The following is a 26,387-nucleotide window of genomic DNA, read 5'->3' on the forward strand; positions in this document are numbered from 1 at the left end:
CGGGGGGCCGGGGGCAGGTGTTCTGCCATTCGGGTGACGCACCGCCACGTCCGCGGCCGCGCTCCCGTTACCAGCACGAACTCCCCGATCCGGGGCTCGTTTCGGCTACAGCGAAGGAAAGTTCTCGAATGCTGAAGAAGATGATGGTCACCGCAGCAGCCACCGCCGCCGCCGTCGGCGCGGGTGCCGCCGTCGCCGCTCCGGCCATGGCCATCGGCAACGACAACGGGATCAACACCGTCAACGGCAACGGCGCCCAGCAGATCTACGGCAACCAGAAGACCACCGGTGACATGAGCCCGCAGCTCGGTGTGATCCAGGGCACCCTGAACAAGCCCTGCATCGGCCTGCCGGTCAAGGTCAACGCGCAGTCGATCCTGGCCCTGATCGCGAACATCGGCGTCCAGGACATCAACGTCCTGTCCAACCCGCAGAACCAGCAGTGCACCGAGAACTCCACCCAGGCCAAGGGCGACGAGCCGCTCTCCCACATCCTGAGCAACATCCCGGTCCTCTCCGGCAACCTTTCCGCGGGCAGCTGAGCACCGGCCGCCGCCGCTGAGCGGGCCGGCCGTGGGCGTCCGCACGAACGCCCACGGCCGGCCCCTCGGCGTTCCCCCGGCCGCTCCCCCCGGCTGCCCTCCCCGGCCGGTTGTCAGTGGCTCCCTCTACTGTTCGATCAATCGGCCGTTCGGACAAGGGGAGGGCGTCATGGGGCGCGGGGAGCACGTCGACGGGCCCGGGGCGGCCGCCGTACCAGGGGGTGAGGACGTTTTCGTCCTGCCCGAGGCCTGGAAGCGGAATCTGTACCCGAGACGCGGCGGGGTCGCTGCGGACGTCCCGCCGGCCGACGTGGAAGCACCGGGGAAGCTGCGCGAGTGGCTCGAAGCCGATGCCGAGACGGTCGGGCGGGCGCTCGACGCCCCGAAGAGCGAGCCCGAGCCGGTACGGGCGGCCCGCGCCCATCGGGCGGGGAGCCCGAGCCCCTTGGGCGCCGCCGTGCTGGCGGAGGCGCTGCCGCCGCGGGCGGGTGCGGCCGCGACGGTCGCGGACGCCTGGGCCGGCGAGTACGGCCTGCCCTTCGCGGCCCGCGCCGCCGTCGAGGCGCTGGAGCTGCGCACCCAGTGGGTCGTGCAGCGGAGCCGGAGCGTCGTCGAGGGCATCGGGCTCCGTCCCGAGGACGACGGCAACGGCTGGAGGCGGCACGGCGCCCTCCCCGTCCTTCGCCGGGTGCGCGCACTGCTCGCCGCGGCCGACGAGGAAACCTACCGGGACGCCGTGGAGGTGCTGGCCCGCCACCGGGACAGCCCCCGCCGGCGTGTGGCGACCTCCTTCCTGGTGCCCACGGAACAGGGGTGGGTGGACGACTGCTGCGCGGACCCCGCCACGCGCGAGCACCACGAGCGCCCCGTGCGGGAGCTGCTGGTGTGCTCCCTGGGATCCGTGCGGCAGGCCGCCCTGTTCGGCGACCGGGTGGACCTGAGCTGGCACGGCTGGAACCCGGAGGTCATCGCCACCGTGGCCGAGGGCGTCGGCGTGGCCATGGCCCCTTGGCTGGCCGCCGACCTCGACCGGGAGAACGCCGACACCGACGACATCAGGAGACTGGCGGGCGCTCTCGCCGAGCTGCCCACGGACGAGGCCTTCGGTCTCCTCCTCGACCGCGTCGAGAACAAGTACGTCCGTGCCGCCCTGGTCGCCGCGGCGCAGCGCCACCCGGTGCGCGCGCTGCGCATGCTGGCCGGGGCCTCGCTCGGGCAGGGCCGGGCCGCGACGACGGCCGGGCTGCTGCTGAGGGCCCACGTCGCCGCGCACCGGGAGCGGGCGCTCGCCGCGCTGCCGGACCTGGCGGAGCCGCTCGCCGGGGCCGTCGAGCCGCTCGTGCACCGGGAACTGGTCGCGGAGGTCCCGGCCGATTCGCTGCCGCCGCTGCTGGCCAGCCCGCCCTGGACGGGCCGGCGCAAGGCCGTGAAGCCGCGCGTGGTCGGCGGGCTGGTGGCCGAACCGGTCACGGCCGTGGTCTGGCAGCCGGGCGAGCGGGAGTCCTGGGCGGGGGCCGAGTCCTGGCTGACGGGATGGCAGCCCTACGCTCCGATGGAGCAGCTCGTCAAGCAGCTGCGGGCCGGTCGGGTGCACGCCTGGAACGCGGTCGGGGTGTTCGTCCACGGCCCGCTCGACGAGGTCCGGCCGCTGCTCCCCGGATGGCACGGCCCCGCCCACTCGCAGGAGGGGCTGGCGGTGTTCAAGCCGCTCGTGGCCCGGCACGAGGAGGCGGCGCTCCCGGTGGCCCTGCGCATGGCGGCCGCCGGCCCGGCGACGATGGGGCCGATCCTGCGGCCCTTCCTCGACGCGGACGTGGCCCGGCTGATGGCGGACTGGCTGGTGCGGCTCAAGGCCGCGGGCGAGACGGCCCGGACCTGGTTCGTCCGGCACGGAGCGGGTGCCGCCCGGCTGCTGGTCCCCGACGCGCTGGGACCGGCCGGGCCGGAGCGGACCGCCGCCGAGCGGGCCCTGTCGGTGATCGCGTCGGCGCACGGCGCGGACGCGGTGCGGGAGGCCGCGGCGGCGTACGGGCCGGAGGCGGCCGGTGCCCTCGAAGCGCTGCTGGGCACCGACCCGCTGGTCGCCGCGCTCCCGGCGAGGGTTCCCAAGCCGGCGCCCTGGGCCACCGTGCCGGCGCTGCCGCAGATCCTGCTGAAGTCGGGCGGGGCACTGCCCGCCTCCGCCGTGGAGCACGTCATCACCATGCTCGCGCTGACCACGCCCTCCTCGGAGTACCCGGGGCTGGAGCAGGTGCGGGAGCTGTGCACGCGGGAGTCCCTGACGGCCTTCGTGTGGGACCTGTTCACGCAGTGGCACCTCGCGGGCATGCCGCCCAAGGAGACCTGGGCCCTGCACGCGCTGGGCCGGTTCGGGGACGACGGGACCGTGCGCGCGCTGACCCCGGTGATCCGGGCCTGGCCGGGCGAGGGCGCGCACCAGCGCGCGGTCGACGGGCTGGAGGTCCTCGCGTCCATCGGCAGCGACCTGGCCCTGCTGAGCCTGCACGGGATCGCGCAGCGGGTGAAGTTCAAGGCGCTGAAGCTGCGCGCCCAGGAGAAGATCACCGCCGTCGCGGCGGAACTGGGGCTGACCGCGCAGGAGCTGTCGGACCGTCTGGTGCCGGACCTCGGGCTGGACGCGGACGGCGGCACGGTGCTCGACTTCGGTGCGCGCCGGTTCACGGTCGGCTTCGACGACCGGTTCAAGCCCTACGTGCTGGACGAGGGCGGCCGGCGGCTGAAGGACCTGCCCAAGCCCGGTGTCCGTGACGACGCGGAGCTCGCGCCCGCCGAGCGCAGGCGGTTCGCCGCGCTGAAGAAGGACGTACGGGCGGTCGTCCCGGACCAGGTGCGGCGGCTGGAGGCCGCGATGGTGGACGGCCGGTCCTGGACGGGCGCCGAGTTCCGGCAGCTGTTCGTCGCCCACCCGCTGGTGTGGCACCTGGTGCGGCGGCTCGTCTGGCTGGTGCGGGACGGGGAGTCGGTGACCGCGTTCCGCGTCACCGGGGACCGTGCGTACGCGGACGTGTCGGGCGGGGTGGTGGAGGTCGCGGACGGGGCGGTCGTCAGCCTGCCCCATCCGCTGCACCTCGCGGACGGGGCGGCGGCTTGGTCCGGGGTGTTCGCCGGCGAGGGGATCGTCCAGCCGTTCCCGCAGCTCGGCCGGCCGGTGATGGCCGTGACCGAGGAGGAGGCGGGCGGCGAGCGGCTCACCCGCTTCGAGGGCGTCACGGTTTCGGTGAGCAGGCTGCTCGCGCTGCAGAAGCGCGGTTGGGAGCGGGGCGAACCGCAGGACGCGGGCGTGGAGCGCTGGTTCTCCCGCCGGCTGGGCCCGGAGCGCCATCTGGTGATCGGTCTCGAAGAGGGCATCGCGGTCGGGCTGATCGGCGAGTTCCCGGACCAGACGCTGGAGACCGTCTGGCTCGACACGACGCCCTGCGACTACTGGCGGTCCCGTACGTACCCGCTGACGTTCGCCGACATCGACCCGGTCCTGGTCTCCGAGGTGCTGGCCGACCTGACGGAGCTGACCTCGTGAACGACGGCGCCCGCCCCTCCGGGGGCGGGCGCCGCGGAGGCATGACAGAAGGCCCCGGTCTCCGTGAGGAGGCCGGGGCCTTGTCTGAGCGCTGGGCAGGCCTTGCACCTGCATTCCCCCACGGGAAGTGGGGTGTCTTTCCTTGGACCACCAACGCATGTCCCCTCCCCCGCGTTCCGCGGCGGCGAGTACGAGGTCAACTATAGCGCAGTCCCGCAGGTCAACGCGCCTGCCCGCTGGTCGACAATGGGCTCGTCGCCGATGAAGGAGGTTCCCGATGGTGCCGCGCCTCACGCGCGTCGCGGTGGTGGTCGCCGCCCTGCTGGCCTGTGGGACCGTCACCACCGCCTGCGGGCCCGTGACACGCCCGGGCCCGCCACGCGCGCAGCCGCTGACCGAGGCCGAGCTGTTGTCGGTGCTGCCCTCCGGGAGGGACCTTCGGGGCTACGTCGCCACGGCCCGCGGGCCGGCCGCCGCGCCCGCCGCCCCGCTCAGCCGACTCGCTCCCGGGCAGCCCGAGGAGTGCCGTCCGCTGGTCGACTTCGAGCTCAACCACGGGGGCCAGCACAGGCCGGCGGCCAGGGTCGTGGCCGATGTGTCGCCCCGCAGCGGCCCCTCGGGCGGGCACGGGAACACCGACTTCACGAAGCTGCACTCCGTGGCGCTGTCGAGCCACACCGTCGAGGAGGCCTCGGCGGTGCTGGAGTCCCTCGGGAAGGCCGTGCCGCGGTGCCGCGGGTTCCTGGTGTACACCCTGAACTACGGTGACCAGGACGCCCGCGTCGTGGTCGCCGAGCGGCGCGCACCGGCCGTCGGGGACGACGCGGTCGCCTTCGACTGGACCGTACCGGGCATCGCCATGCAGCAGACGGTGCCCGTCACGGTCGTCCGTACCGGCGGGGTGATCGCCACGTACTCCGGCACGGTCCCGGCCGGCATCCCCCAGGCGCAGCACCGGCGGGTGCGGGACTTCCTCTCTGGGTCGACGGACTGACGGGCCGACGGGCCGACGGGCCGACGGGCCGACGGGCCGACGGGCCGACGGGCCGACGGGCCGACCGCCCGACGGTGCGCCGGTCAGTCGATCACGATCTCCGCCTCGAACCGGGCGCCCAGGGCCCGCAGCCGCCGCTCGCACTGCTGCCGGGTCGGCGCCGACAGCACCGCCGCCGCGAGGAAGTCCGAGGAGAGGGCCGCCTCCGCGAGGACCTCGCCCGGTTCCGCGAAGACCCCGTAGTACTGCACCCAGGGCTCCTCCGGGGTGACCGGGATGCCGCGCACGGTGCCGGGCCGCTTCATCATCAGGACCTGGCCGGCCATGCGGACCGGCTCCAGGCGGGCGCCGTCCGCGAGCCTGGCCAGGGCGGGCAGCCGCAGTCCCGTCTGGGCCCGCGTCGCCAGCTCCACCGGGTGCACCTCGAACACGGCGTCCAGTACCTCCCGGATCCGCGCGCCGGCAGGGCGGGAGGCGACCTCGCAGACGACGAGGCGGTCGTCGGGGGTGTGGAAGACCTCGGCGTGGAAGGCGTAGTCCGCCGGCCCGCCGAGGGCCCCGAGCGCGGTGTCCGCCAGCTCCAGCAGACGCGGGGTCAGCGGGTCCGAGGGGTCCAGGGTCAGGTCCACCCGGGCGCCGGGGTCGGCCTGGAAGGAGCACAGCTCGTACTGGTACTGGGACGGCCAGGCCATCACCGTGCGGCCGCCGACGACGACTCCGTCGACGTGGCACATCCGGCCCGGGACGTACGCCTCGGCCAGCAGGTCCTCGCGGGGCGCCGCGCCGGGCGCGAAGGCCCCGGCCAGGTACTCCTCCAGCTCCTCCGGAGTCCGTACGATCCGCAGCCCGATGGAGCCGAAGCCGTCGCGGGCCTTGAAGACCAGCGGCAGTCCGTGGTCGTCCGCGAAGTCCCGCGCGTCGTCGGCCGTGGCGGGCAGGGCGTGGGGGGCGACCTCGATGCCGGCCGCCTCCAGCCGCCGCTTCATCAGGGCCTTGTCCCGGAAGGGCAGGACCTCCTCGGGCAGCTGCCCGGGCAGGCCGAACTTCTCCCGCAGCCGGGCCGCCCGCATCAGGTCCGCCTCGTGGGTGGCGATGACATGGGTGACCCGGTACTCCTCGGCCAGTTCGAGGGCGGTGCGGTCGAGGAGTTCCTCGTCCTCGAAGTCGTCGAGCACCACCAGCCGGCGGTAGCCGCCGTCGCCGGCCGGCACCTGTTCGCGGGCGCCCTCGATCCGGTCGCGGGCGGCGATCAGCACCACGCCGCCGTCGAGTTCCGCGAGCCAGCGGTCGTAGGGGAACGGGTCGAGCGGGAACCGGTGCAGTACGAGGGCGGTCACGCGGCCACCTCCAGGTCCCGGGCGTCCGCCGGCGCCTCGGCCGGGGTCACGTCGATGCGGATCTGCCCGGTCAGCCGCTCGCACAGGGCGATGGCGGCGTCGGTGTCGGCCGCTCTGACGGCGGCGAAGCCGAGCCGGTCCCAGTTGTCCCGCAGCGGGCGCACCGGGTCGCCGGGCGCCACGGAGACCTCCACGGCGAGCACGTCGGGGCGGGCGGCGACCTCCGCCACTCCGGAGACGGCCGTGACCGTGCCGGGGTCGCGGAGGACGAAGCGGGTGCAGGCGCCGGCCCGGGCCTTCGGGGGCTCCGGGAGCGCCTCGACCAGGCCGAGCGGCCAGGCGACGCCGTAGCCGAGGAGGTCGATGCCGTAGACCGCCTCGACCAGTTCGTTGATGTGGCCGCCGCCGACCCGGTTGTGGGACTCGATGACGACGGGCCCCCGGGAGCCCAGGCGCAGCTCGGTGTGGCTGGGCCCGTCGGTGACGCCCATCGTGTCGAGGAAGTCCTCGACGGCGGCCGTGACCCGGGCGTGCGCGTCCGGTGCCAGGCGGGCGGGGAGGGCGTGGCCGAGTTCCGCGAAGTGGGTGTCGTCGACGAGCTTCTCGGTCACGGCGATCACCACGTGGCGGCCGGCGAAGCTGAAGGCCTCCACGCTGAACTCGGGCCCGTCGAGGTAGGACTCCATCAGGAACTCGCTGACGGTGTAGAGGGTCGAGCCGCGGTCGGAGCGCCGGCCGCGCAGCTCCTCGATCCGCTCCCAGGTGGCGTCCAGTTCCCCGGGGCCGGAGACGCGGATCAGGCCGAAGCTCGCGGTGGCGTCGGTGGGCTTGATGATGAAGGGGTAGCCCGCGCGGGCGGCGAAGGCGTCGAGGGAGGTGCGGTCGGTGACCCGGTCCCAGTGGATCGACAGCTTGCCCCGTTCCGTGAGGTGCTGCCGCATCAGGAACTTGTTGCGCATGCGGCGGCTCGCCTCGGGGCCGGTGCCGGGGAAGCCGAAGTGGGCGTTGAGGCGTGCGGCCATGTCGAGTCCGGCCTCGGTGAGGGAGGCGACCGTGTCGAAGCCCCACACCTCGCGGGAGGCCTCGGCGAGCGGCCGTACGGTGTCCCAGTCGGTGTAGTCGACCATCAGCAGGACGTCGGCCAGCCCGGTCTGGTAGGCGTTGATCTTGTCGGGGTGCTGGAGGAGCACCACGCGGACGCCCAGCGCCTTGGCTCGTTCGAGGTGTTGGTCCGTGGCGCCTACGAGCAGCAGGGTACGGTCCGCGGCGCGCGCGGTCGGGGCGGTCATCGCAGTGCTTCCTTCGGGGTCTCGGTGGTCGTGGTGCGCAGGGCGGTGCGGGCCTCGGCGATGCGGTCGGCGGCCTCGGCGGGGGTCGGCGCGTCGACGACGGCGTAACCGTGGCGGGTGCCGGAGTCGGTGGTGCGGGGCAGGACGTCGCCCGGGCCGTACGGGAAGTGCACGCCGTGGACGTGGGCCCGGGCGCGCAGTTCGCCGAGGCCGTCGACGGTCTCCAGGCGTCCGGCGGGGAGCTGGAAGAAGCCGATGGCGGCGTACCGGTGGGGTGCGGGGGCGGTGACGTCCTCGCCGGCCAGGGCCCGGAAGATGGCGGCCTCGATGTCGTAGCCGGTGGCGACCTCCACGAGCAGCGGGATCCGGTCGCCGCCGAGGCGTGCCTGGGACTCGACGACGCGCGGCCCGGCGGGGGTGAGGATGACCTCGGTGTGGGCGGGACCGAAGGCGTAGCCGGCGAGGTCGAGGAGGGCGGTGACGGTGTCGCGGATCGCGGCGGCGTCGGCGGGGTCGAGGGGGGCCGGGTGGACGTGGCCGGTCTCGACGAAGCCGGGTGCTCCGGTGGTCTGCTTGGCGGTGATCCCGACGACGTGGTGGGTGCCGCCCGCGGTGAGGGTCTCGACGCTGAACTCGGGGCCTTCGAGGTAGTCCTCGATGATGAAGGGGCCCTCGAAGCCGCCCGCCTTGACCCGCTCGGTCCATTCGCCGAGGTCGGCGGCGGTGCGGACCAGGGCGATCCCGCGGCTGCCGGCCGTGTTGGTGGGCTTGACCACGGCCGGCAGTCCGAACTCGGTGAGCAGCGGCTCGACTTCGCCGAGGGTCTCGGCCCGGCGGGCGCGGACGGCGGAGACCCCGTGGGCGTTGAGCAGGGCGCGCATCGCGTGCTTGTCGTTGAGCAGCCGTACGGATTCGGCGGTGTTCGGTGACAGGCCGAGGGCCTCGGCTTCGGCGAGCACGGGGGCCATGGTGGCCTCGCTGCCCAGGTGCAGGACGTACTGGACGTCGTGCTTGCGGGCCAGCTCGGCGACGAGGGCGCGCAGGGCCGCCTCGTCCCCGAAGTCGACCAGGGCCAGTTCCCGGGAGTGGGCGGCGACCTTGTCGAGGTATTCGGGCGTCCGCAGCGCGGGGTCCCAGACCGACCAGACCTGGAAGCCGGCTTCGACGGCCTTGCGTACGAGCTGCTCGTACGGCATCACCATCAGGATGCGGCCGGGCTCGTGGGGCGGGGTCATGACGTGGCTCCGTTCTGGGCCGGCACGGCCGCCGGCGCGGCGGCCGGCGGCGCGGCCGCGGGTTCGTGCTCCGCGGCGGTGCGGCGGGACGCGCGCAGCGGCAGCAGGGAGCGGTAGACGAGGATGGCGCCGAGGCCGAAGGCGCCGTAGAGGACGCTCATGCCGGCCGGGGAGAGGAAGGCGCCGACGGTCACGCACACCGCGCCGATGAGCAGGCCGATGCGGGGTACCAGGCCGTAGGCGGCGAGGTACTTGGTGCGGGCGGCCGGATCCACCAGGTCGGCGAGGATGGCCTGCTTGACGGGTACGTTCGCGATCTCCCCGAGGGTGAACACGACGGCGGCGGCGATCAGGACCCAGCCGCTGTTGCTCACGGCCAGGACCATGTGGCCGGCGGTGAAGACGGCGATGCCCGCGTAGAGGCGGGTCCGGTCGGACAGCCTGCGGAACATGCTGCCGGTGAAGAGGGCGAAGCCGACGACCAGGACGGTGTTGACGGCCCGCAGGATGCCGAGCATGGCGACCCCGTCCACGGAGGGGAACCAGCGTTCCAGGCCGGCCAGTGCCTGCTCGGGGAAGTCGTCGGCGAGGCGGACGGCGATGTAGTAGCCGATCTGGACCTCGATGGCACGGGTGAGGACCGCGGCGCCCACCAGCCTGAGGAACACCCGGTCCCGGGAGACGGCGAGGTAGCCGCGGAGCATGGCGGGGACGCCGGACGCCCGGCCCTCGGCGGATTCCGGGGCGCTTTCGGCGATCCGCCACCAGGTGACCAGCGCGGTGGCCAGGGACAGTACGGCCGCGCCGGCCAGCAGGAGGGCGAAGTGGTCCCCGTAGAAGAAGCCGCCGATCAGGGCGCCGGTGGTGAACGCCATGTTGATCGACCAGTAGTTGACCGTGTAGACGAGCTGCCGGTTCTCGGGGGTGGAGACGTCGATCATCATCGCCTCGGCGGCGGGGGTGGCCGCGCTGGCGAGACAGGTGTTGAGGAGGAAGAGCACGAAGGTGGCCGCTCCGGACTGCCACCAGGGCGAGTTGGCCAGGGCGAGCAGTGCGAAGGTGAGCGCCGCCCCCGCCTCGCCGGCGACCATCAGCGGCTTGCGGCCGTGGACGTCGGCGAGGTGGCCCCCCACGAAGTTGCTGGCGATGCCCGCGGCGGCCACGGCCATGGTCAGCACGCCGGCCGCGGCCGCGCCGTACAGCGTGGCGAGGTGGATGACCATCAACGGCATCAGCATGATGCCGAGCATCCGCTGGACGAATCCGATGCCGAGCCGCAGCTTGATGTTCGGATGGAGCTGACGGAAATTCACGCCGGGTTCCTTCGAGGAGTGGGGGGACGGGCGGCGGGCGTCAGGACTTCGTGGCGAGTACCTGGGCCGGGGCGGGGGCCGGAGCCGGAGCCGGGGCGGGCTGCCGGGCGGGCCGGGCGGCGGGCGCGGGGGCCTCGCTCCACAGGCTGAGGTAGCGCTCGCCGGTGTCGGGCAGGACGGTGACGATCGAGGCGCCGATGTAGTCCGGGTGCGCGGCCAGCCGGGCGCAGGCGTGGGCGGCGGCGCCGGAGGAGACGCCGACGAAGATGCCCTGCTGGCGGGCGAGCGCGCGGGCGCCGGCCATGGCGTCCTCGTCCGAGACCGTCACGACGTTGTCGATCAGCGAGACGTCGGTGGTGGGGGCGACGAAGCCGCCGTTGAGGCCCGGGATCCGGTGCAGGCCGCCCTCGCCCTGGGTGAGGACCGGGGAGTTCTCCGGCTCGACCGCGACGACGCGGATCCGCGGGTCCTGCTCCTTGAGGTACTTCGCCGTGCCGGTGAGGGTGCCGCCGGTGCCGACGCCGCAGACCAGTACGTCGATCCGGCCCGCGGTGTCGGCCCAGATCTCGGGGCCGGTGGTCTCGTAGTGGGCGCGTACGTTGTCGGCGTTCTCGTGCTGGCAGGCGAACCAGGACCCGGGGGTCGCCGCGTGCAGCTCCTCGGCCTTGGCGATCGCGCCGGGGTAGCCGGCGTCGCGCGGGGTCTGCACGACCTCGGCGCCCAGCGCCTTGAGCAGGGCGACGCGTTCGGCGGTGGCGCTGTCGGGCAGCACGATGACGCAGCGGTATCCGCGGGCCGCGGAGAGGGCGGCCAGGGAGATGCCGGTGTTGCCCGAGGTGGCCTCGATGACGGTTCCGTTGCCGGGCATCAGGTCGCCGCGTTCCTCGGCTGCGCGCAGCATGTAGAGGGCCGCCCGGTCCTTGCTGGTGGACATCGGGTTGGCGGCTTCCAGCTTGGCCAGCACCTCGGCGCCCGGGGCCGAGTCGTCGAAGCGGAGGCGGATCAGCGGCGTCGAGCCGACCAGGTCGGCGATGCTGTCTGCGATGCGGCGCGTCTCACGGCTTTCCACGTGTGGTTCCTCACAAGTCGGTTCGTGCGGCTGCGGGCCGGGTGGGCGGAGCTGGTCCGGCGCGGCCCGGTGCTGCCTGGTGTGGGGGGACTTTCTTCGGGGTGGAGCGGGTTCGCGGCGGGCGGGCCGGGGGCCGGTGCGGGGCCGCGCGGCCGGGGCCGGGGCCGGGCTACCAGGAGCCGGCCGAGGCCGTCATCGCGTAGAGGTCCTCCATGGGCTGCGGCCGCTGGCCGACGGGCTTGATCACCGCGGTGGCGGCGAGCACCCGGGCGCCCGCGGGCACGTCCTTGTTCACCAGTGCCTGGGCTCCGATGACGGCGTGCGCGCCGATGGTGACCGGCCCCAGTACGGTCGCGTTGGTGCCGAGCACGACGTGGGGGCCCACCACCGGATGCCTGCGGTCGCCCTCGGGCCGGTTGTTGTCGCTCCACCAGCCGACCGCTCCCAGCGTCACCTGGTGGTAGATGGTCACGTCGTCCCCGACGACGGCGGTTTCGCCGATCACCACGGCGGCGCCGTGGTCGATGAACACCCGGCGGCCGAGCACGGCGCCGGGGTGGATCTCCACGGAGGTGCTGCGGCGGGCCTTCCAGGCGATGATCCGCGCGGTCATCCGGTGTCCGCGCTCGTGCAGCCGGTGCGCGATCCGGTGGGCCCACAGCGCGGGCAGGGCCGCGTGCAGCAGTGCCTCCCTGCGGTTGCGCATGGAGGGGTCGCGGGCGACGACCACCTCCAGGTCCTCCTTCATGATCCGGAAGAGTCCGAAGGTCGGGGAAGCCATCAGACGAGCACCTCCACGCGGTCGCCGGCCTCGGCGAACTCGGCGATCAGGGCCCGGGTCAGGCTCTCCAGCCGGGCCACGACCTCCGCGTCGGTGTAGCGGCCGTCCTCGGTGACGAGGGTGCCCGTGCGGCCGACGGCCACCGGCTCGTGCTCGGCGATCCGCACGCCGCAGCGGGCGAGCAAGGAGGTCAGGCCCGGCTGCGCGTCGACGCCGCCGCGCGCTCCGGGAGAGGCGCTGGTCACTGCGGCCACCTTGCCGGTGAGCGGGCTCGGCATCTCGCCCTGGGCCCGGGACAGCCAGTCCAGGGCGTTCTTCAGCGCGCCGGGCATCTCGCCGTTGTAGGCGGGGGTGCTGATGAACAGCGCGTCGGCGCCGGTGACCAGCTCCTTGGCCGCGCGGACGGCGGCCGAGCCGTCGGTGCGCTCCAGTTCGGCCTCGTAGAAGGGCAGTTCGCCGACGGGGAGCAGCACGCTCTCGTGCTCGCCGGGCAGGTTCCCGAGGATGTGGCGCACGGTGGCGAGTACGGCGGTGTTCACCGAGTCGCGCCGGGTGCTGCCGGATATCAGAACGATCTTCACTGGTGGAACTCCTTCTCCTCAGCCTTCCGGTCGGCAGGCCTTCGACTGGTCGAGACTCAGGCCTGCGTTCCGGGGCTCCCGGTCCCTGCCGCTCCGCCGCGCGGGCCCCGGGGTGCGTCGGCGCGTCGGCCGGGCGCCGGGATGCTCTGGCGGTACGGTCCGGCCCGCGTCCTGGTCGTAACCGTGTCAGCTCGATCCGAAGCGGTGCTGGACCGTGACTCGTGCCCCGGCGGAGGGCGGCTCCAGGGGCGGCCGCGGCGTGCCGGGCGGGCGGTGGCGGGTGATGCTGGTGGCATGGGTGGCGTTCCCGGGATGAGGCTGCCGGCAGGCTGGGCGGCGGCGGGGCGGCGCTCGGTGCAGGTCACGCTGGCCGGCGGCGCGGGGTTCTACCTGTTCCTGTACGGCTTCGGGTCGACCGTCGCGGCGACCTACGCGCTGTTCGCCGCGGTGGCGCTGGCGGGCCTGTCGCACATCCCCGGTACCGGCCGGCAGCGTGCCGCGGTGGTGCTGCGGCTGGTACCGGCCTGCTGGGTGCTGATCACGATCGGTACGTTCCTGTCGGTGCGGACCTGGAGCGCGGTCCTGGGGATGCTGGTGGCCGGCTTCGTGCTGGCGTTCGTCGCGGTGGGCGGGCCGAGGGCGGCGGGGGCGGGGCCCGGGCTCCAGCTGATGTACATCCTGCCGTCGTTCCCGCCCTACGATCCGGGCTCGCTCGGGGAGCGGCTGGCCGGTGCGACGGCGGGCCTCGCGCTGCTGGTGCTGGCGGAGGCGTTCGTGCTGCCCGATCCGCCGGCCGTCCCGTACCGGGAGCTGGCCGCGCGGGCCGCCGAGTGCGCGCGGGGGTGCGCGGCCGAGCTGGCGGGGCCGCCGTACGCGCTGTCCGCGGCGGCGGAGCTGCGGGCGCGGGAGGCCGGGCCGGCGCTGCGGCCCTCGCGGGTGCCGGAGGCGGAGCGGCCGGCCGGGCCGGGGCTGCGGGACCGGGCGCTGGCCCACACCGGGCTGGCGGCCCGCACCCTGCTGGTCCGGCTGGCGGGGCTGCCGCCGGTGGCGGGGGCCCGAGGAGCGGCGGGGCTGGAGGTGCTGGGCGCGGTACGGGACACCGCTCGGGAGACGGCCGTCCTGCTGCGGGGCCGGGAGCCGGCCGGGGACGCGCACGCGGAGCTGCTGCGGGCCCGTGCGGCCCTGGCGGCGGGCCCGGACGGCGGGGAGGGGCCGGCGGTGCTGCGGCGGCACGCGGCGGTGCTGGAGGTGGCGGACGCCGCGCTGGCGATGTCGACGGCGGCCGGGATCGCGGTGCGGGGGCGGGCGGGTGCGGCGCGGGCGGCGCCGGGCCGGTTCTGGTACGCGCGGTTGGGCACGGCGCGGCTGTGGTGGCACCGGCTGGCGGGGCACGCGGTGCGGCGGTCGGTGTTCTTCCAGAACGCGGTGCGGCTGAGTCTGGCGCTGGCGGCGGCACGGGTGATCGCCGGCGAGGACAGCCTGCCGCACGGGTTCTGGGTGCTGCTGGCGACGCTGACGCTGACGCGTACGACGGTGCGCGAGACCCGCTCGACCGTACGGATCGCGCTGACGGGGACGCTGGTCGGGGCGCTGGCCGCGGCGGGGCTGCTGACGCTGGCGGGGTCGGACACCGCCGTGTACGCGGCGGCGCTGCCGCCGTTGATGCTGGCCGCGTTCACGCTGGGGCCGGTCAAGGGGGTGGGGTGGGCACAGGCGCTGTTCACGGTCGTCATCGCCCTGGTGTTCGCCCAGCTGGCGCCCGCGACCTGGCAGCTCGCCGAGTTCCGGCTGCTGGACGTGCTGACCGGCAGTGCGATCGGCGCGGTGTTCGGGCTGCTGGCCTGGCCCCGGGGCGCGCAGGACGAGCTGCGGCGCTCGGCGGCGGTGCTGTTGCGGGGCGCCGCGGAGATCGTGGTGGCGACGACCGCCCGGCTCGCGGCGGGCGGGGTGCGGGAGCCGGTGGTCGGCGCACCGGGGCACCGGTCGCTGCTGCACTCGCTGATCCTGGCCGAGTCGGCGTACGCGCAGTACCAGAGCGAGCCGCACGGGCCGCCGGGGGCCCGGCCGGCGCCGGCGGCGGGCGGGCAGGACTGGCAGGCCGCGCTGCTGGCCGGCCACCACACCCTGTGGGGCGCGGACCGGCTGCTGGCGGTGCCCGCGCGGGTCCTCGTACCGCCGTTGGAGCGGGAGCCGGCGGCGGCGGTGACGCGGCTGGGGGACCGGGTGGCCGGGCGGATGCTGCTGGTGTCGGCGTGGCTCGACCCGGGCGGCGACACCCCGCGGACGCCGGTCGCGCTGCGGGACCCGGCCTTCGACGGGTTCGCGGCCGAGCCGCCGGGCGCGCCGAGGCAGTACTACGCGGCGGTGTTGTGGCTGGACTCGCTGATGACCGACCTGGAGCGGATCACCGGTGAGGGCGGTGAGGCCGGGGAGGCCCGGGAGGCGCCGCCGGAAGGCTGAGGGGGACAGCGGCCCCGCAACTCGCCCCGCTCCACGGGCCGGATGGCGATCAGCGGGGCCCGGTGCCAGGCTGGAGGGAGCAGCCACAGCGCTGGGCTCCTCCACACCGCTCGCAACCCGCGTTCCGAGTCCGCAGGAGGTGGAAGCCCGTGAGAAGCCGCACTTCACCTACCCGTACCACGGTCTCCCTGGCCGTGGCGGCCGTCCTGTCCGCCGTGCTCGTGCCGGCGGCCGCGCCGTCCGCGACGGCCGTCAGCTGCGACACCGCGGCGGCGGCCCGTCCCCCGGGCGGGGGCGTCCAGGAGCGGGACGCCGTCCTGTGCCTCATCAACGCCCAGCGCACCCAGCGCGGTCTGCCCGCCCTGACGGTCAACCCGTCCCTGACCGAGGCGGCCCGGCAGCACGCGGTCGCGGCCGTGCAGCTGAAGTGGTGGGGGCCCTGGAAGGATTCGCACACCAACCCGAGGACCGGCTCCACCCCGCAGAGCCGCATCATGGGCGCCGGCTACTGCCCCAACCCCCGGTCCTGGGGCGTCTCCGAGATCACCTACAACGGCTGGGGCGGCTCGGGCACCCCCAACTCCGCCGTCAAGTGGTGGATGAACAGCCCGGGTCACCGCGCGATCATCCTCGACTCCTCGCTGCGCGAGTTCGGCGGCTCGGCACAGCCCGGCGCCGCCGACCCGGCCGGCGCGGCCTCGGCCGGAGCCGGGACGTACGTCGTGGACTTCGGCCGCTGCCAGCGGTGACGGGGGCGGGGGCGCGGACGGGGGCCGGGGCTCACGTGGACGCGGCCACCGGGTACGCGTCCCCGTAGGAGTGATCCGCGGCGGCCGGCGGTGCGCCTGCGTGAACCGGTGCGGCGCGCCCGCCCAGGATGGCGCGCATGCTTCCTTCCCCCGCGTTCATGCGCCGTGCCGTCGTGCCGTTCCTCGCCTCGGTCGCCCTGCTCGCCCCGGCCGCCGCCTCCGTCGCCACCGCGGCGGAGGCGTGCGGCTCGGTCATCACCGCTCCCCTGGCCCGGCCGGTGGCCGCCGACGACCCGTGTCCCAGCGCCGATCCGGTGGTGTGCCGCATCCGTGTCATGCCGATGGACGAGAAGGTCGAGGCCCAGCGGACCCGGATGCGCTACCACGGTCTCCTGGAGGACATGCACCGCACCGAGGCGGCGATGCGCGAGTCCGGCGCCTCCGACGAGGAGGTCGCCCGCGAGATGGTCGACATGCGCAACCAGGCCAAGGAGATCACCCGCGCGGGCATGACCCCGGAGGAGGTCCGCGTCCTGGAGGAGCGCAACCAGGCCAAGTACGGCAACCCGCTCGGGCCGACCGCCGATCAGCTCTACGTCAAGTACGGGTCCTGGCAGAAGGTCACGGAGGCTTCCATGCGCACCAGTTACGCGGTCGACCGCGAACTCAGCCTGGAATACCGGCCCTGCCCCGTGTGATCACGACGCGTGGAAGACGGCACGGTGCTCGGCACGGTCGAGCGGTTCTGCCGGTATCCCGTCAAGTCCACCGGCGGGGAGCCGCTCGACGAGGCCGAGGCCGACGTCCGGGGGCTCGTCGGCGGACCAACGAGGCCCAGCAGGAGCTGCCGCACTCGCCCCTGGTGCTGCGCGCCGTCGCACGGGGACACGGCAGGCGGCTGGACGCACTGGCCACGGTCGCCGGCCCGGGCCGGGTCCGGGTCGGCGACCCGGTCCGGGTGGAACGGGCCGGGCCCCCGCTCCCGTGAGGGGGCGGGGGCCCGGCCTGCGGCGCGGGGCAGGTCAGACGGTGGTGGTCACCACATCACCGGCAGGCGCTCGGGCAGGCGCTTCATGAAGCCCGTGCGCCACACCAGCTGTTCGACCGGCACGGCCAGCCGCATGCGGGGCATGGCCTTGAGGAGGGCGAGCAGGGCGGTCTCGGCGTGCTTCTTGCCGAGGGCGGTGGCGGGGCAGTAGTGGGAGCCGCCGCCGAAGGAGAAGTGGGCGGAGGAGTTGGCGCGGGTGAAGTCGAGGCGGTGCGGGTCCGGGAAGACGGAGGGGTCGAAGTTCGCGCCCTCGGGCAGGACGAGCACCAGCTCGCCGGCCTTGACCTGGACGTCGCCCAGGGTCATGTCCTCCATGGCCAGGCGCGGCAGGCCGTCGCCGATGGACAGGTTGATCCGCAGCAGCTCGTCCACGGCCTGGGGCATGAGCTCCGGGTGGTCGGCCAGGTAGTCGGCCTCCTCCGGGTGGGTGAGCAGGGTGACCAGCGCCATGGCGAGGAATCCGGCGGTGGAGATGACGCCCGCGCCGAAGAGGGTGACGCCGACCGTCGCGAACATCTCGTCGGTGACGTGCTCGTACCCCTCGGTGCCCCGCAGCTTGGCGAGGTCGCCGACGAGGCCCTGCTCGGTGTCGTCGAGGCGCGCCTTCATGTAGGCGATGTCGCGGTCCCAGTTCAGGCGCGCGGCGGGGATCTCGGTGGCGCTGTTCATGAAGGCGATCGGCAGCGACTCCGCGAGGAGCGGGGCCGCGTCGTGCGGGATGCCGAGGATCTGGCAGTGCATCGCCTCGGAGAACGGGTCGGTGAACATGGTGCGGACGTCGACGGGGGCGCCGTGCTGGAGCATCCGCTCGACCAGTTCGGCGGCGTGCTCGTCCATCCACTGCTGGAGGCCCGGCGACTTGGGGTTGATGGCCTTCATGACGGCCTTGCGCAGGCCGGCGCCGGTGATGTTGCCCATGTTGTTGACGACCTCCGGGGGGATCGTCAGCGCGTACTGGCGGGGCACACCCGGGTCGGAGGTGTTCTTGAGGCTGAAGCGGTCGTCCTCCAGGACCTGCTTGACGAGCTCGTACGAGGAGACGAGCCAGGCCTCGGCTCCGGCGATGGTGCGGACCTTCACCACCGGGGGCAGTTCGTCGACCTCGGTGGGCAGGTGCGTTCCGTCCCACGTGAAGGGGAATTCGAGGATCGGCTCCGCGTGGGTGGTCACAGCTGGTCTCCTTCGGTGGCGGGGGTGACGATGGCGTGGCCCTGGTTGCGGGAGGCCCGCAGTCCGGCGCCGCGCGAGTAGAGCAGGTCCGCCATCGGCAGCGCCTGGTGGTAGCAGTTCAGCGACGAGGGGACGCCGAGGATCGCGGGCGTGTCGAGGAAGAGCGGCGCCTCGGCGCACACGTAGTCCAGGCAGACCGCCCGCTGGTGCGCGGTGGGCTGCTGGCCCCCGAGGACCTTCGACGACAGGAAGATGTCGACGAGTTCGTTGCAGGTCTGCGCGAACGCCGGGTCGGTGTGCAGCCGTTCCAGCAGGTCGGCGTGCATGGCGTCGTAGGCGGGTATCCCGCGCAGTGAGGACATCGGCCTGCCGCGCAAACGGCTGCCCGACGGGTCGATGTCGGCGACGGCGTTGGTCACCTTGGCGCGCACGCCGCGCAGGTTCTTGACGGTCTTGCGGCGGGCCTCGTCGGGGGGATAGCCCATGGCCTCGTACATCTCGGCCACGTGCAGGTCGGTGTAGATCAGGTCGGCCTGCTCGAAGTTGTCGAGCGCCCACTCGGCGAGAGCGTGCACACGCTGGGCGGAGAAGTAGGAGTTGCCGGGGGAAATGCCGATGACGGCGTGGCCGCCCTCGTCGGCGATGACCTGGCAGTGCGGTGTGTACGCATCGACACGGAAGGCACTGGTTCGAGTGGCTGTTGTCATGGGAGTGGTCGCATCCCTGTCGCCGCGATTCCCCGCGCGGACCCCGTGTCCCGGGTGCGGCGGCGACGAACTGAAGCTATACGAACACTCGAGGTCAGGGACGATTACCGTGGAGTTCGTCTCGGTTACTGAAACCGTATGTTGCCCCAGTCAACTGCCACGGGCTGTAAGCGCGTTGATCCGGACGGTAATATGACGTTCCGCCATATCCGCTGACGCGTCAGCCCTTTCGAAGGCAAGATTCCGTTTTGAGCGGTATCAGGGGTTCCGTTGCGTCCGCGGGCGTGTCGCGTGACCGGAGTCACATGCAACGGGACGGGGTCCGCGGACACTTCCCAGCGTGAACCCCCAACTGTTCGCGGACATCTACGACGAACACGCCCACGCGGTGTTCGCGCACGCCGTCCGCATGACCGGCGACCGCGCCGGAGCCGAGGACATCGTCTCCCTGACCTTCCTGGAGGCCTGGCGGCTGCGCGACACGCTCGACGGCGTCACCAGCCGGCGGGCCTGGCTCTTCGGCGTGGCCACCAACGTCATCCGCAACACCCGCCGGGCGGCCCGTCGCCACCGCGAGGCGATGACCCGGCTGCCGCCGCCCGAGGCGGCACCCGACGTGGCGGAGGCCGTCGCGTCCCGCCTCGCCGACTCCGCGGAAGCCGCCGCGGCCCTCGCCGTCCTCGGCCGGCTGCGGCGCACCGACCGGGAGGTGCTGCTGCTGCACGTGTGGTCCGGTCTCAGCCACGAAGAGGTGGCCCGGGCGTGCGGGGTGCCCGCGGGCACCGTCCGCTCGCGCCTCTCCCGCGCCCGCGCCCGGCTGCGCGTACTCGTGGCCGCCCACCTCGCCCAGTCCCCGTCCCGCGGGCACCTCCCCGCGCCCCGACCCGCACGGGAGGGAAACCTGTGAACGCCGCCGACGAACCCCTCGGGCAGCTGCCCGGCCTGTCCGACGCCGAACTGCCCTTCCGCGGACGGGTCCGGCTCAGGGAACACCTCGTCCGGGAGGCGCACGCCGCCCCCGCCCCCGCCCGGCCCCGGCGGCGTGCGGCGCTCTTCCTCGCGGCGGGCGCCGCGACCTGCGCCGTCACCCTGGCCGTCACCCTCGGGGTGACCGGCCGCGGCGGACCGCCCGCCGCGGCGCCGCCCGATCCGGCGGCCGTGCGGCTGCTGGACCGGGTGGCGCTGACGGCGCAGGAGGCCCCCGCCCCGGCCGTCCGGGACGGCCAGTTCCTGTACACGCGCACGACCGGGCACTCCACGGCGCTCTCCGAGGTGCCGGGCGGGGCGATGGAGGCCTCCCGCACGGACGAGTCCGCGGAGCGCTGGCTGTCCGTCGACGGCTCGGCCGACCCCGTCGTGCGGAGCGCCAGGGGCACCTCGACGCTGCACTCGGGCGGCGGGAACGTGGCCGGCATCAACAGCCCCACCTACCGCTTCCTCGAATCCCTTCCCACGGACCCCGGCAGGCTCCTGGAGCTGATCTACGCGGACACCCGCCTCAACCACGGCCCCGGGTCGGGCTCCACCATCGGCCCCGACCAGGAGGCGTTCGTCGCCATCGGCGATCTGCTGCGCCAGGTGGAGGCGCCGCCCGGGGTGAGCGCCGCCCTGTACCGCGCGGCGGCCCGCATCCCGGGGGTCGTGCTGGTTCCCGAGGCGACCGACGCGGCCGGACGTACGGGCGTGGCCGTCGCCCGCGTCCACGACGGCGAGCGGACGGAGTGGATCTTCGACAGGGACAGCCTGCGCCTGCTGGGCGAGCGGACCGTGGTCCTGGAGGACAACTCCTGGGGAAAGGCCGGCGCGGCGGTGACCTCCGTGGCCATCATCGGCCGGGGGGTCAGCGACCGGGCCGGTGAGACGCCGGCCGCGGTGCGGCCGTGGTGACGGGCGGCAGCCGCGCCGAGCGGGCCGGGTTGGCGCGGGTGACGCACCGGGCGGGGACTGAGTCCGGCCGCTCGGGGCCGACCGGGCTTTCTGTGGCTGCCCGGGGGTGATGCCGCAGCTCAGCGTGGTGTCCGGCGGTGCGCGGGCCCGTGGCGTGGCGGGTGGGCGACGTCGCGGCGATTCGGGCGCGCGGGGCGGGGCCGGGGTGGGGCGCGGGGTTACCGTCGGCGGCATGGACCGGATGCGCCGGGGCTGGCGGCAGTGTGTGCTCGGCGGGGCGGTGTTCGCCGTGTGCATGGCGGGCACCACGCTGCCGACCCCGCTCTACGGCCTCTACCAGGAGAAGTTCGGCTTCTCCGAGCTGACCGTCACCGTGGTGTACGCCGTGTACGCCTTCGGGGTCATCGGGGTGCTGCTGCTGGCCGGCAACGCCTCCGACGCCGTGGGCAGGCGGCCGGTGCTGCTGGCGGGGCTGGGATGCGCGGCGGCCAGCGCCGGGTGCTTCCTCCTCGCCACCGGGCTGGGCTGGCTGTACGCGGGGCGGCTGCTGTCGGGGCTGTCGGCCGGGCTGTTCACCGGGGCCGCCACGGCCTACGTGATCGAGTCGGCCCCGCCGGGCGGCGGCGCCCGGGCGACGTTCGTGGCGACGGCCGCGAACATGGGCGGGCTGGGCTGCGGTCCGCTGCTGGCGGGGCTGCTGTCGCAGTACGCGCCCCGGCCGCTGTACCTGCCGTTCACGGTGCACCTCGTGCTGGTGGCGGTCTCGGTCGCGGTCCTGCTGGGGCTCGGGGAGACCGTACGGCAGCGGCGGGCGCCGGCCACCGTACGGCCGCAGCGGCCGGGGCTGCCCCCGCCGGTGCGGCCGGTGTTCGGGCCGGCGGCGATCGCCTCGTTCGTCGGGTTCGCTCTGTTCGGGGTGTTCACCTCGGTCAGCCCGGCGTTCCTCGCGCAGTCCCTGGGGGTGCACAACCGCGCCGTGAGCGGGCTGGTCGTCGCGCTGGCCTTCTTCGCCTCGACGGCGGGGCAGCTGGCGGTGGGCCGGGTCGGTGCGCGGCGGTCGCTGCCGCTGGGCTGCGCGGGGCTGCTCGCCGGGCTCGCGCTGCTGGCGGGCGCGCTGTACTGGGACCTGCTGGCGCTGGTGGTGCTGAGCGCGCTGGTCGGCGGGGCCGCTCAGGGGCTGGCGTTCCGCGGGGCGCTGTCCGTGGTGGCGCGGGCCTCGCCGGCCGACCGGCGCGCCGCGGTGATCTCGACGCTGTTCGTGGTGGCGTACGCGGGCATCTCGGTGCCGGTGATCGGGGTGGGCGTGCTGGTGGAGCCGATCGGGCTGGAGGGCGCGGGGTTGGTGTTCATCGCCTGCATGGCGGTCCTGGTCTCGGCCGCCGGGGCCTATCTGCTGCGGCGTTCGGCCTAGGCCCTGTCCGGGCGTCTGCGTGGGCCCGCGAGGATCGCCCGGACAGGGCCTAGTGACCCGAGTCCTCCGGCGGGGCTTCCTCGCCGGCCGGTGCCTCGGCCGCCGCCGGGTCGAGGACGCGGTCGAGGAAGTCTCGGGTGCGTGCGTGGCGAGGCCGGGTGACGACCTGTTCCGCGGGCCCCTGTTCGACGATCACTCCGCCGTCCATGAACACGACCCGGTCCGCGACCTCCCGGGCGAAGCTCATCTCGTGGGTGACGACCATCATGGTCATCCCCTCGCCCGCCAGGACGCGCATGACCGACAGCACCTCGCCGACGAGTTCCGGGTCGAGCGCCGAGGTCGGCTCGTCGAAGAGCATCACCTCCGGTCCCATGGACAGGGCGCGGGCGATCGCGACGCGCTGCTGCTGGCCGCCGGAGAGCTGGGCCGGGTAGGCGTCGGCCTTCGCCGCGAGGCCGACGCGCTCCAGGTTCTCCCGGGCGACGGCGGCCGCCTTCTCCTTGCCGGTGCCCAGGACCCTGCGCTGCGGGAGGGTGAGGTTGGCGGTGACGTCGATGTGCGGGAAGAGGTTGAACTGCTGGAAGACCATGCCGATGCGGCGGCGCGCGGCGTCGATGTCCACGTCGGGGTCGGTGAGTTCCGTACCGCCGACGAAGACCTGTCCGCCGGTCGGCTCCTCCAGCAGGTTCACGCAGCGCAGCAGGGTGGACTTGCCCGAGCCGGAGGGGCCGATGACGCACACCACCTCGCCCCGGGCGATGTCGAGGTCGATGCCCCGCAGGACGTGGTTGTCGCCGAAGGACTTGTGCAGTCCCCGGATCTCGATCTCCGGGCGGTCGCCGCCCGTCGTGTCCCCGGTTCCCGTCGTCTGTGGCATCGGTTCCTCACGTGGCCTTGTCGGCACGGGCCTCTAGGCGGCGCACCACGAAGCTCAGCGGCACGGTCACGAGGAGGTAGCACAGGCCCGCGACGAGGATGGGGGTGGAGTTCGCGGTCTCGCTGGCGAGGTCCCGGCCGAACTTGGTCAGTTCCCGCTCCTCCAGCGTCACGCCGAGGAAGAGCACCAGTGAGGAGTCCTTGAAGAGGAGGACCAGTTCGTTGGTGAGCGGGGGGATGACGATGCGGAACGCCTGGGGGATGACCACCGACACCATGGCCCGGCCGTGCGAGAAGCCCAGCGAGCGGGCCGCCTCCATCTGCCCCTTGGGCACGGCCTGGATGCCTGCGCGGATCGTCTCCGCCATGTAGGCGGCGGCGACCAGGCCGAGGCCGAGCGCGACCTTCCCGTAGGTACCGCCGGGGATGGCGGTGCCGGGGAAGGCCAGGGGGACCGCCACGCCGACGAAGATGAAGATCAGCAGGGCGGGCAGGCCCCGGAACAGCTCGATGTAGACGCTCGCGACCCAGCGGTACGGGGCCACCGAGGACAGCCTCATCATGGCGATGACCAGGCCGAGCACGAGCCCGAACAGGAACCCGGAGAGGGTGTACACCACCGTGTTCCGCAGGGCGATGGTGATGATCTCGGGGAAGAGCCTGAGGGCCAGGTCCTTCTGCGCGAACTGGTTCTGCAGCCGGTCCCAGTCGGCGAGTGCGCCGACCAGGACCAGCACGGCCGCGAACACCGCGTACTGGACGCCCTGCCAGACGCGGCGCCGCTGGCGCCGGGTGATCCGTGAGGTCACGGCATCGCCTGGGGCAGCGGGCCGATCCACTGTTCGTAGATCTTCTTGTAGGTCCCGTCGGCCTTGGCGTCGGTGACCGCCTTGTCGATCGCGGCGAGGAGGGCGGTGTTGCCCTTCTTCACCGAGAAGCCGTACTTCTCGCCGGTCTCGATGTTCTGCCCGAGGACGAACTCGGAGGCGTTCGCGGGGTCCTTGAGCCAGCCCTGGACGACCGGGTAGTCGATGACGACCGCGTCGACCTGGCCGGTGCGCAGACCGTTGAGCACCGCGTCCGAGCTCTCGAAGGCGACGGGGTTGAAGCCCTGGGCCTTGGCGTAGCTCTCGCCGGTGGTCTCCGCCTGCGCGCCCAGCTTCTTGCCCTTGGCCTTGAGGTCGGCGAGGGAGGTGATACCGCTCTTCTTCGTCGCCAGCAGGGCCTGGGTCGCGTCGAAGTAGGGGACGGAGAAGTCGACGTTCTTCTTGCGCTCGTCGGTGATGGTCATGCCGGCGGCGGCGAGGTCGCACTGGCCGGAGTTGAGGAAGGCCCCCGTCTTGAAGTTCTCGAACGGCGTGTCGAGGATCTTCTGTTCGACTTCGAGCTTCTTCGCGACCAGGTCGATCAGGGCGACGTCGAAGCCCACGACCTTGCCGTTCCGCTCGAACTGGAACGGCGGGTAGGGCAGGTGGGTGCAGGTGGTCAGCTTGCCCTTCTCGACGACGCTCACGCCCCCCGCCGCCTCCCCCGGTCCGCCGTCGCCCGACGAGCAGCCCACGGCCAGGAACATGCCCGCGGCTGCGGCAGCGCCGGCCAGGGCGCGCGGGCGCCGGCGGGAGGGGTGGCGGTGACCGCCGTCGCGGTGACTGCGGTGTCCTTGGGCCGTCCGGAACACGGTTGACCTCCACGGGTGCGGGGGGAGCGGCGGTCGCGGGAGGAGACCGTCCGTCGAGATCGTAAGCCCCTGCGGCGCACCGGCAAGGGACCATTCGCGATGCGGCGCGAAGCGTCCTGCCGCGAGGTGCCGGGGGCGGGAGGAGTTCGCGAGACAAAGGGCGTACGGCATTCCTGCTGCGTTCTCGTCAATACTTCGCCAGCGGCCTTCCCGGATTCCCGCCGGGCGGTCCGCCGCGCTCGTGGAGAATTCCCTGATGGGAGCCCTCCCGTACACCGGACGGGCGGCTCCGGGGGCTCGTGCGCGCGTTCACGGCGTGTGCGGGAACACGTGTCGCGAGTGTGGACCTCGTGTCAGGATCGGGGCGGGGCGACGCGGATTGCTCCATATGCCGACACATCCTCACTTCCCCGCCGCCCGCGACCGTTTGTCCACGGGGGGACTCCCCCACGGCCACAACACGCCGGAGCGGCCGGAATTCGACCGCGGGTCGAGCGGCTTTCCCCTCACCGTCCACCCCGGCTCGCCCGGGAAGGCGCACATCGTGACACGTCTGCGCCATGGAAACGGGCTGTTGCACAGACTGTCGGTCCAGCTGGGTCCCGCCCGCCGGCAAGGGCACCGCAGACCCGCGGGAGGCGATGACCGGGCCCGCGGCCTCCTGACCCCTCAGCTTGCGCACGGCCCTGTTCCTGGTGCCGGCGCTCGCCCTGGCGGCCGCCGCGCTCGCCGCCCCCCTGTCCGGTGCAGAGCCCGGGAATGAGATTCCGCTTCCAGTGAAAGAGACCCCGACCGGTCGTTGATCATTCGAGAGATCGCCCGCCAAGACCTTTAAAACAAAGGGGAATTAACGGTTACAACCTTCTGAACATCTGTTACTGTGCCCGCTCCTGGTGTTCGTTCAGCATTCCGTTTCCCAGAGGTGGCGTGTACGTGTACAGCACTCCGTTTTCCCCCACCGGGGCCAGATCCGCGCGCGCCCGCATGGGTTTGAGCACGGTTCAGGTGGCCGAGGCCATGGCGGCCTGCGGGAGCCCGGTCCATCCCGCCATGGTCGCGGCATGGGAGCAGGGCTCCCACGTCCCTTCCGACCAGCACCTGTTCGCCCTGGCCGATGTGCTGTGGTGCGACGCGGTCACCCTGATGGGGACCGCGCCGAGGACGCTCGCCGAGTACCGGCTGGCCCGCCGGCTGAGCGTGGAGCGGCTGGCGTACCGGCTGGGCATGGACCCGTCGGAGTACCGCGCCGCGGAGGCGTCGGGGCAGTGGTACGGGGACTCCCGGCAGACCAGGGTGCTGGTGGAGGCCCTGGGGCTGTCCCTGCGCGCACTGACCATGGTCACCGGCCGCGGCGAGGAGCTGGAGGAGCACCTGCGGTCGGCGGTGGCCGGACGCTGGAAGGCGCACGTCGATCCCGTGGTGGAGATCGCCTCCGTCGACGCGACGAGCGTGGGCGACGCGCTGCGGACGATGCACGCGGAGCTCTCCGCCTTCTCCGAGCGGTACATGGGGCACCTGGTCGCCCGCAACGACGACGTCAGGCTGAAGGAGATAGCCGCGGAGCGCTCCGCCTACCTGCGCCGGCTGGCCGACCACTTCTGGGAACTGGTCGGCGAGCAGGACGAGGCCGCGCCCGGCCACCCGGCGGGCGGCTGACGCGGGACGGCGGCCGCATCCGGGCGGGCCGGGAGGGGTACGGTCCCCTCCCGGCCCGCCCGC

At 73.7% G+C, this 26,387-nt stretch carries 22 protein-coding genes; 10 read left to right on the forward strand and 12 right to left on the reverse strand.

Going from position 1 to position 26,387, the window contains the following annotated elements; all coding sequences use genetic code 11:
* Positions 1 to 128: 128 nt before the first annotated feature.
* From ACZ518_RS06750 to ACZ518_RS06760, 3 genes are all read left to right on the forward strand, one after another.
* Positions 129 to 542 (forward strand): rodlin, encoded by a 414-nt coding sequence (locus ACZ518_RS06750; RefSeq protein WP_469111922.1) that lies wholly within the window; start codon positions 129 to 131, stop codon positions 540 to 542.
* Between the two features lie 169 nt (positions 543 to 711).
* Positions 712 to 4,080, forward strand: coding sequence for a DUF4132 domain-containing protein (locus ACZ518_RS06755; RefSeq protein WP_469111923.1), 3,369 nt, complete (start codon positions 712 to 714; stop codon positions 4,078 to 4,080).
* Between the two features lie 277 nt (positions 4,081 to 4,357).
* On the forward strand, positions 4,358 to 5,074 hold the full coding sequence (locus ACZ518_RS06760; RefSeq protein ID WP_469111924.1) for a hypothetical protein: 717 nt from the start codon (positions 4,358 to 4,360) through the stop codon (positions 5,072 to 5,074).
* Between the two features lie 83 nt (positions 5,075 to 5,157).
* Here ACZ518_RS06760 and ACZ518_RS06765 read toward each other — a convergent pair whose 3' ends face one another.
* From ACZ518_RS06765 to ACZ518_RS06795, 7 genes are all read right to left on the reverse strand, one after another.
* Positions 5,158 to 6,411 (reverse strand): ATP-grasp domain-containing protein, encoded by a 1,254-nt coding sequence (locus ACZ518_RS06765; protein WP_469111925.1) that lies wholly within the window; start codon positions 6,409 to 6,411, stop codon positions 5,158 to 5,160.
* Positions 6,408 to 7,700 (reverse strand): ATP-grasp domain-containing protein, encoded by a 1,293-nt coding sequence (locus ACZ518_RS06770; protein ID WP_469111926.1) that lies wholly within the window; start codon positions 7,698 to 7,700, stop codon positions 6,408 to 6,410. The genes ACZ518_RS06765 and ACZ518_RS06770 overlap by 4 nt, the downstream gene beginning before the upstream one ends.
* Entirely contained in the window at positions 7,697 to 8,935 is a 1,239-nt protein-coding gene (locus tag ACZ518_RS06775; RefSeq protein WP_469111927.1) for an ATP-grasp domain-containing protein, read from the reverse strand. Before ACZ518_RS06775 ends, ACZ518_RS06770 begins: the two co-directional genes overlap by 4 nt.
* A complete protein-coding gene (locus ACZ518_RS06780; RefSeq protein ID WP_469111928.1) occupies positions 8,932 to 10,248 on the reverse strand; it encodes an MFS transporter in 1,317 nt (438 codons plus the stop codon). The genes ACZ518_RS06775 and ACZ518_RS06780 overlap by 4 nt, the downstream gene beginning before the upstream one ends.
* Positions 10,249 to 10,288: 40 nt before the next feature.
* A complete protein-coding gene (locus ACZ518_RS06785; RefSeq protein WP_469111929.1) occupies positions 10,289 to 11,317 on the reverse strand; it encodes a PLP-dependent cysteine synthase family protein in 1,029 nt (342 codons plus the stop codon).
* A 169-nt stretch (positions 11,318 to 11,486) separates the two neighbouring features.
* Entirely contained in the window at positions 11,487 to 12,098 is a 612-nt protein-coding gene (gene epsC, locus ACZ518_RS06790; protein WP_469111930.1) for a serine O-acetyltransferase EpsC, read from the reverse strand.
* Positions 12,098 to 12,679, reverse strand: coding sequence for an NADPH-dependent FMN reductase (locus ACZ518_RS06795; RefSeq protein ID WP_469111931.1), 582 nt, complete (start codon positions 12,677 to 12,679; stop codon positions 12,098 to 12,100). Before ACZ518_RS06795 ends, epsC begins: the two co-directional genes overlap by 1 nt.
* A gap of 294 nt (positions 12,680 to 12,973) precedes the next feature.
* Here ACZ518_RS06795 and ACZ518_RS06800 point away from each other — a divergent pair, with 294 nt between their 5' ends.
* The 3 genes from ACZ518_RS06800 to ACZ518_RS06810 all read left to right on the forward strand — a co-directional run bounded on the left by ACZ518_RS06800 (position 12,974) and on the right by ACZ518_RS06810 (position 16,586).
* The gene (locus tag ACZ518_RS06800; protein ID WP_469111932.1) at positions 12,974 to 15,139 is read left to right on the forward strand and encodes an FUSC family protein; all 2,166 of its coding nucleotides are present in this window, start codon (positions 12,974 to 12,976) and stop codon (positions 15,137 to 15,139) included.
* Positions 15,140 to 15,288: 149 nt separating this feature from the next.
* On the forward strand, positions 15,289 to 15,888 hold the full coding sequence (locus tag ACZ518_RS06805; RefSeq protein ID WP_469111933.1) for a CAP domain-containing protein: 600 nt from the start codon (positions 15,289 to 15,291) through the stop codon (positions 15,886 to 15,888).
* A 128-nt stretch (positions 15,889 to 16,016) separates the two neighbouring features.
* A complete protein-coding gene (locus tag ACZ518_RS06810; protein ID WP_469111934.1) occupies positions 16,017 to 16,586 on the forward strand; it encodes a hypothetical protein in 570 nt (189 codons plus the stop codon).
* A 338-nt stretch (positions 16,587 to 16,924) separates the two neighbouring features.
* On the opposite strand, the gene ACZ518_RS06815 is transcribed toward ACZ518_RS06810, so the two are convergent.
* A complete protein-coding gene (locus ACZ518_RS06815) occupies positions 16,925 to 18,106 on the reverse strand; it encodes a cytochrome P450 (RefSeq protein ID WP_469111935.1) in 1,182 nt (393 codons plus the stop codon).
* Entirely contained in the window at positions 18,103 to 18,813 is a 711-nt protein-coding gene (locus ACZ518_RS06820) for a cyclodityrosine synthase (protein WP_469111936.1), read from the reverse strand. The genes ACZ518_RS06815 and ACZ518_RS06820 overlap by 4 nt, the downstream gene beginning before the upstream one ends.
* A gap of 340 nt (positions 18,814 to 19,153) precedes the next feature.
* On the opposite strand from ACZ518_RS06820, the gene ACZ518_RS06825 reads away from it, so the two are divergent.
* The 3 genes from ACZ518_RS06825 to ACZ518_RS06835 all read left to right on the forward strand — a co-directional run bounded on the left by ACZ518_RS06825 (position 19,154) and on the right by ACZ518_RS06835 (position 22,111).
* A complete protein-coding gene (locus ACZ518_RS06825) occupies positions 19,154 to 19,720 on the forward strand; it encodes an RNA polymerase sigma factor (protein WP_469111937.1) in 567 nt (188 codons plus the stop codon).
* Positions 19,717 to 20,700, forward strand: a complete 984-nt coding sequence (locus tag ACZ518_RS06830; protein ID WP_469111938.1) for a CU044_5270 family protein — start codon at positions 19,717 to 19,719, stop codon at positions 20,698 to 20,700. Before ACZ518_RS06825 ends, ACZ518_RS06830 begins: the two co-directional genes overlap by 4 nt.
* A gap of 232 nt (positions 20,701 to 20,932) precedes the next feature.
* The gene (locus ACZ518_RS06835) at positions 20,933 to 22,111 is read left to right on the forward strand and encodes an MFS transporter (protein ID WP_469111939.1); all 1,179 of its coding nucleotides are present in this window, start codon (positions 20,933 to 20,935) and stop codon (positions 22,109 to 22,111) included.
* Positions 22,112 to 22,160: 49 nt separating this feature from the next.
* On the opposite strand, the gene ACZ518_RS06840 is transcribed toward ACZ518_RS06835, so the two are convergent.
* From ACZ518_RS06840 to ACZ518_RS06850, 3 genes are read right to left on the reverse strand one after another with little or no spacing between them, the layout of a single operon-like run.
* Complete coding sequence (locus ACZ518_RS06840; protein ID WP_469111940.1) at positions 22,161 to 22,991, reverse strand: amino acid ABC transporter ATP-binding protein; 831 nt, start codon at positions 22,989 to 22,991, stop codon at positions 22,161 to 22,163.
* Positions 22,992 to 22,998: 7 nt separating this feature from the next.
* Positions 22,999 to 23,799 (reverse strand): amino acid ABC transporter permease, encoded by an 801-nt coding sequence (locus ACZ518_RS06845; RefSeq protein WP_469111941.1) that lies wholly within the window; start codon positions 23,797 to 23,799, stop codon positions 22,999 to 23,001.
* Positions 23,796 to 24,563, reverse strand: a complete 768-nt coding sequence (locus tag ACZ518_RS06850) for an ABC transporter substrate-binding protein (RefSeq protein WP_469112335.1) — start codon at positions 24,561 to 24,563, stop codon at positions 23,796 to 23,798. The genes ACZ518_RS06845 and ACZ518_RS06850 overlap by 4 nt, the downstream gene beginning before the upstream one ends.
* A 1,089-nt stretch (positions 24,564 to 25,652) precedes the next feature.
* Between ACZ518_RS06850 and ACZ518_RS06855 the strand changes: the two genes are divergently transcribed.
* A complete protein-coding gene (locus tag ACZ518_RS06855; protein WP_469111942.1) occupies positions 25,653 to 26,324 on the forward strand; it encodes a transcriptional regulator in 672 nt (223 codons plus the stop codon).
* The last annotated feature ends 63 nt before the right edge of the window (positions 26,325 to 26,387 follow it).

This window comes from Streptomyces sp. NPDC033966 (assembly GCF_055575955.1).

What these genes read in the sequence shown, in the direction of transcription:
- ACZ518_RS06835 (WP_469111939.1), top strand. Translation starts at nt 20,933, where the DNA reads ATGGACCGGATGCGCCGGGGCTGGCGGCAGTGTGTGCTCGGCGGGGCG.
- epsC (WP_469111930.1), bottom strand. Translation starts at nt 12,098, where the DNA reads ATGGCTTCCCCGACCTTCGGACTCTTCCGGATCATGAAGGAGGACCTG.
- ACZ518_RS06850 (WP_469112335.1), bottom strand. Translation starts at nt 24,563, where the DNA reads ATGTTCCTGGCCGTGGGCTGCTCGTCGGGCGACGGCGGACCGGGGGAG.
- ACZ518_RS06800 (WP_469111932.1), top strand. Translation starts at nt 12,974, where the DNA reads ATGGGTGGCGTTCCCGGGATGAGGCTGCCGGCAGGCTGGGCGGCGGCG.
- ACZ518_RS06855 (WP_469111942.1), top strand. Translation starts at nt 25,653, where the DNA reads ATGGGTTTGAGCACGGTTCAGGTGGCCGAGGCCATGGCGGCCTGCGGG.
- ACZ518_RS06750 (WP_469111922.1), top strand. Translation starts at nt 129, where the DNA reads ATGCTGAAGAAGATGATGGTCACCGCAGCAGCCACCGCCGCCGCCGTC.
- ACZ518_RS06755 (WP_469111923.1), top strand. Translation starts at nt 712, where the DNA reads ATGGGGCGCGGGGAGCACGTCGACGGGCCCGGGGCGGCCGCCGTACCA.
- ACZ518_RS06770 (WP_469111926.1), bottom strand. Translation starts at nt 7,700, where the DNA reads ATGACCGCCCCGACCGCGCGCGCCGCGGACCGTACCCTGCTGCTCGTA.
- ACZ518_RS06810 (WP_469111934.1), top strand. Translation starts at nt 16,017, where the DNA reads ATGGCGCGCATGCTTCCTTCCCCCGCGTTCATGCGCCGTGCCGTCGTG.
- ACZ518_RS06760 (WP_469111924.1), top strand. Translation starts at nt 4,358, where the DNA reads ATGGTGCCGCGCCTCACGCGCGTCGCGGTGGTGGTCGCCGCCCTGCTG.
- ACZ518_RS06775 (WP_469111927.1), bottom strand. Translation starts at nt 8,935, where the DNA reads ATGACCCCGCCCCACGAGCCCGGCCGCATCCTGATGGTGATGCCGTAC.
- ACZ518_RS06820 (WP_469111936.1), bottom strand. Translation starts at nt 18,813, where the DNA reads ATGACAACAGCCACTCGAACCAGTGCCTTCCGTGTCGATGCGTACACA.
- ACZ518_RS06840 (WP_469111940.1), bottom strand. Translation starts at nt 22,991, where the DNA reads ATGCCACAGACGACGGGAACCGGGGACACGACGGGCGGCGACCGCCCG.